The sequence below is a fragment of the Bacillus sp. GMa5/1 genome (assembly GCF_050172015.1).
GTDB lineage: Bacteria > Bacillota > Bacilli > Bacillales > Bacillaceae_G > Bacillus_A > Bacillus_A cereus.
On sequence record NZ_JBNLYC010000228.1, the window covers coordinates 1 to 5,518 of the forward strand.

Consider the following 5,518-nt stretch of genomic DNA (forward strand, 5'->3'; position numbering starts at 1 on the left):
ACAAAATATTACGCTACTTTAGGATCTTTTCTCTCATGTCCACGTTGAACAATAAATAAGAAGATTGTTGATAAAACCGCACCTGTTAATAGTAAGATGAAACAACCATCCCAGCCAGAACTATCAACAATAACACCAATTGCTGCGTTAGCTACAAGACTTCCGCCTACATAACCGAATAGACCACACATACCAACTGTCGTACCTACTGCAAATTTCGGTACTAATTCCATCGCACTTAAACCGATTAAGAACTGTGGTACATAAATTAAACAACCGATAATAGAAACTGCAATACTTACAACAAGTACGCTAGTTGCTTGCCAATATATAAACGTACCAATAACAACTCCAACCATACTAATAATACATAATGGCATACGTTTTCCTTTAAATAATTTATCACTTAAAAAGCCAACGATTAATGAACTTGGAATTGCCATACCTTCAAAGATTGCATATGCCGCATGCGCTTCTGCTTTTGAAAATCCTTTAACTGTCGTTAAATAAAGTGGAACCCAGTTAATAACACCGAAACGAATTAAATAAACAAAAGCATTCGCAATACATAAGAACCATACAAATTTATTTTTCACTACATACTTCATTAAAATTTCTTTTGGTGACATCTTGTTAGCATTATCTGCTTTTTCAAGATTTTCATAGTCATTACGATACTCATCAATTGGAGGAAGACCTTCAGATTCTGGTGTATCCTTCGCATTGATCCAAACAAGTACTGCAATTACCATTGCGATAATCGCTGGGAAAATAAACACGCCACCTTGCCAATGATTTTCACCGAAAATACCTACACCAATTCCGACAAGTGGTGGCACAAGCATTCCACCAACGTTATGTGAAATATTCCAAAGACCTGTTTTCGTACCGCGTTCTTTCTTCGAGAACCATTTCGTCATAACAATACTACAAGGTGGTGCTCCCATACCTTGTACAATACCGTTAACAACAAGTAATGTAACAATCATCCCAAATGATGATGCAAAGCCGAAACAAATATTTACAAGCCCTGATAAGAATAAACCGACTGCGATAAAGCGCTGGGCGAAAGCTTTATCTGATAAATTCCCCATAAAGAACTTACTAAATCCATAAACAATTGCCATTACTGAACCTAGTAGACCAATTTCAGCTGTACTAAAACCATATTCTTGTACTAAATACGTACTTGATAACGTAAAGTTACTACGAACTAAATAATAAGCAGCATATCCAACTGAAATCCCGATTAACACACGAATACGTAGTAATCGATATACACGATCGATCATATCCGCTGGCAATCTTTCAATTGCAGGTGCTGGCTTGAGCCATTTAAACATATATTTCCGTCTCCTTTTCTCATTTCAGAGAGAGACGCTGTCTATTCCATATCTCGATTATTCCGCTATTTGATATATTTTGGTTCGTCCTTCTAACCGGCTGTCCTTCTATTTCTTTCTCATTCTTCGCAAACATCGTTGGTACGCCAAACGACACTTTTTCTAAAATATGCCCCGCTTCTTCTGATAAACAATAATCAATAAATAAATCCGCAATAATACCACTCGGTGCACGTTTTAGTTTAGAAATCGCATTAACAGATAACCCTGTTTGCTCAGGTTCGTTACTTAAAATCGGAAAGCCTTGTTTTTGAAGCATTCTCTGATCTCCCATAAAGTTGATGCCTATCATATATTCACCGCTCGCAACAAGTTCTGCTGGGATGTAACCATTCACTGTTACTTCTCCAACTTGTTCTGCCAGATTCTTCACATATCCCTTCGCTTCCTCTTCACCTAACGTATCAATCAGTGATTGGAAAAACGTATATGCTGTACCTGAAACATTTGGATCGGGCATGACAATCTTTCCTTTATATACTGGATTCAATAAATCTTTCCATCTTAACGGATACGAGAGACCGAGCGGCGCTATTTCCTCGTTCCACCGCTCTTTATTAATCGCAATTGCCAGCTTCTCCACTTCATAACCGTACCAATAACCATCTTTATCTTTAACAGTTTTTGAAATACGATTTGCATGTTGGCTTATCACAGGAATAGAAAGATTTTTTTGCTTCATCATTTGATGCGCATCTACTGTACCGCCAATAATAATATCCGCCTTCGGATTTCCAGCTTCTTCTTCCACTCTACGAAGAAGTTCTTCTGTTGAAAGACGAATAAATTCATACGTACATCCGCGCGGTTTACAAAATGATGAAAGTAACGCTTCACCAACTTCCTCACGAGCCGCTACATACGCAACAATATGACGATCATCCAAAATAGGGAGACCATTTTTACTATATTTAATAGAGGTTGTATCTCGAGAGCAACTAGACATCGCTCCTCCAATTACTAGCAAAAAGAAGAAAAAGGCTATCTTTCTCATGACGCATTCTCCTTTACGAATAACTCTGCTAGAGAGCCTTTCATATACATGACATTCCCGTTATTATCACCGAGATATTGCACAACAAAGTACGATGGATACACAGAAATCGTAAGAATATCTTCACGATCATTCTTTACACGCTTACCTGTTTTATAAGCTGTAATATAAGCAATCGGTTCATTCTGCGATTGTAATAACTTCTGAATCTCTCCGTAATCTGTAATTTGCTTTGCGTATCGAATAGAATCAAGCATGTGCGTAAGATTGATAGTACGTACCACATCGCCTTGACGTACTACGACATCCTTTGCTGAAGCAAAGAAATCACTAATACGCTCTGGCGTGTAATACAGGCTTAATAAATACGTTTGAAGTGCTGAAATCATCGGATCCATGCCATTCTTTCCGTATACATTTTCCCCATACTGGAACAAGTCACCTACTGCAAAAGTACGCTTATGTCCATTCAAGTACGTTACTTCTCCAGTAAATACTTGTTCTTGGCTCTTAACGTCCCCCGGCTCTATTCGAATTCGGTCAAAGAATGAAACAATCGTATGCAAACGAACTTCATCCGTTACAACGATTTCTCCCCACTTTTCATGTCTTACTTTCACTTCAATTGGAAGAGATTCATTCACCCTTTGTAAAACGGCTTGTTTATCATTTACAATGTTAATTCGATTATAGATTTGCTTCTCCATAACATAAAACAAAACAAGAGAAACAATCATACAAATGACAAACATAAGAATTTGAAATGATAGCCTTTTCATTTCTGCCTACCTCCAAGATAAAAAAACGTTGTTTCGAAAATACCGCATAATTGTTTCATAAATGTATCATTTAACCGCTTTCAAGTTTTTTATGTCTTCCATCCTTCTCGGAAGCAAAAATGTAATGAATATTGTAGTACCTATTTCTTCACTACTCTCAATCCGCATGCTTCCGCCCTGCTTACTCATAATCTCCTGACAAATATACAAACCATAACCATTCCCGTAACTAGAAGGAAGTGCCTTTCCTTTCGGAGACTCTTTCCACTCTGCAAGCACCACTTCATCTATACCGATCCCATCATCATGAACAAAAACCTTCGCCTCATGCTCATTTACAATTACATTCATACGAATGTGCGAAGCATCACTATACTTAATTGCATTATCAAGCACATTTAAGAAAATTTGCTTCGTCTTATCAAAATCCGCAACAACATGTACATCCGTTAACTCATTTATCACTTCAATTTCAAATTGATTTAGGCGAGGTTTCACAATTGAAACTGCTTCTTCTGCCAATTCCTTTATATTCACAACTGTAGGAGACACTTCAAACGTACTCGTCCCATATTTCGAGGACTTAAGCAGTTCCTCTACAAGTGATAATAAACGCTCACTTTCCACAGCCACATAACGAAGACTTTCCTGTACATCTTCTTTCGATTGTAACTTCGGAATTAAATCAACATAACCGATAATTGCCGTTAGCGGTGTTTTTAGCTCATGCGTAATGCGGTCTAGGAAATCTTTCTGCTTCTCCTTCTCCTCCTGCAATTGCTTAATATGCAGTTCAATTCCATCGGCCATCGCATTAAAAGATGCTGAAAGCTGAGCGATTTCCACATACTCATTTAACTCAATCTTACTCTTATAATCACCATTCGCGAGCCTCTGTGCCATTTGTCTCAACTGATCAATCGGTTTATGAAGAGACTTCGCCAAACGAATCGCAAAGAAAATACCGGTAGCTACTAAACAAAGAGATGTCATTAAGAACGTCCAGCTCACATTTGTTAAAACTTCCTTCTCACCCGTTAACTCATTTATAAAACGAATACTTCCAATGACATCGTTTCCATAATAAACCGGGCTTGAAAACAAAAGAATAGGAGCTGGATCCGCCTCCTCAAAAACGTAAGACTTCTTTCCCTTCAAAGAACTCTCAATGTCGATGTTACGGTGAAGCAATGCTCCTTTTTGTGTATCTGCAACAACATCGCCATTCTTCCCAATCATCTGCACACGGACATCCATACGCTTCGCTAAATACGACGCAATTAAAAGTGAATTCGGACCAAGCGTATCCACTTCTGCTTCCCTCTCTAAATAATTCATCGTATAAATTTGTGCTTCTACACTTAACTTTTCTAAAGAATCTGCTGCGTTATGATACATATTCTTTTCTAACGTAATATAAACAACTGCATATAAAAGAACAAAAATCGGAATTAACAGCCCAACTATTCCAAACACCATATTTCGCTTTAAAGACATACCATCACCACTTAACAATCCAGTTTATAGCCAACGCCATAAATTGTCTTAATATATTCTCCGCTCGTCCCAAGCTTCTTGCGAAGTCTCTGCACCATAATATCAACGGCTCTCGTATTTCCGATATACTCAAATCCCCATACTTTCTCAAGTAACTCATCCCTCATAAACACACGCTGTGGATTTGAAACAAATAACTGACATAAATTAAACTCTCGGTACGTTAACTGAATCTCTTGTCCACTCACATGTACCTTTCTTTCCTTAGGACAAACCACTATCTCTCCAGCCTCAATTACTTCATGACTTACAGCAGCCTCCGCCTTCTTTACACGCCGCGCCATATTCTTAATCCGAAGAATAAGCTCCGCATAATTAAACGGCTTCGTCACATAATCATCCGCCCCAAGCTGCAAGCCAAGCAACTTATCATTCATCTGACTCTTTGCCGTTAACATAAGCACCGGAATATCCCTATCCCTCTCACGGAACAAACGAAGCAACTCATACCCATCCGTATCCGGAAGCATAACATCCAAAATCAATACATCCGGCCCTTCATTCCATCGCTCCAAAGCTTCTCTCCCATCAGCCGCTGCCAATACTTCATAACCTTCCATCTCCAACTGCATCCGAATCAAATTACGAATACTCGATTCATCATCAACCACAAGTATTTTCATCATTCTCCTCCTTCCATCATGTATTATAGTACAGTTTAGTATAGCAAAAATCCTATAAAAAAAGAGAGGGTATTGTCGAACATATTTTGTCGACGATACCCTCTCTTTCATTCCTACTCTTCATAACCATCTTTGTTATTTGATTGCCATCTCCAAGAATCT

The 5,518-nt window shown here is 38.3% G+C and carries 5 protein-coding genes; all 5 read right to left on the reverse strand.

The features are described from left to right. Nucleotides 1-8: 8 nt before the first annotated feature. The 5 genes from ACQGSG_RS26035 to ACQGSG_RS26055 all read right to left on the reverse strand — a co-directional run bounded on the left by ACQGSG_RS26035 (nucleotide 9) and on the right by ACQGSG_RS26055 (nucleotide 5,356). Nucleotides 9-1,343, reverse strand: coding sequence for an MFS transporter (locus ACQGSG_RS26035; RefSeq protein ID WP_000477602.1), 1,335 nt, complete (start codon nucleotides 1,341-1,343; stop codon nucleotides 9-11). 19 nt (nucleotides 1,344-1,362) lie between these two features. Further along, on the reverse strand, nucleotides 1,363-2,397 hold the full coding sequence (locus ACQGSG_RS26040) for an ABC transporter substrate-binding protein (RefSeq protein ID WP_001225645.1): 1,035 nt from the start codon (nucleotides 2,395-2,397) through the stop codon (nucleotides 1,363-1,365). Further along, the gene (locus ACQGSG_RS26045; protein WP_098299773.1) at nucleotides 2,394-3,176 is read right to left on the reverse strand and encodes a DUF3919 family protein; all 783 of its coding nucleotides are present in this window, start codon (nucleotides 3,174-3,176) and stop codon (nucleotides 2,394-2,396) included. Before ACQGSG_RS26045 ends, ACQGSG_RS26040 begins: the two co-directional genes overlap by 4 nt. A gap of 66 nt (nucleotides 3,177-3,242) precedes the next feature. After that, entirely contained in the window at nucleotides 3,243-4,673 is a 1,431-nt protein-coding gene (locus ACQGSG_RS26050) for a HAMP domain-containing sensor histidine kinase (protein ID WP_087948333.1), read from the reverse strand. A gap of 11 nt (nucleotides 4,674-4,684) precedes the next feature. Continuing rightward, entirely contained in the window at nucleotides 4,685-5,356 is a 672-nt protein-coding gene (locus ACQGSG_RS26055; RefSeq protein WP_000699550.1) for a response regulator transcription factor, read from the reverse strand. Nucleotides 5,357-5,518 lie beyond the last annotated feature (162 nt).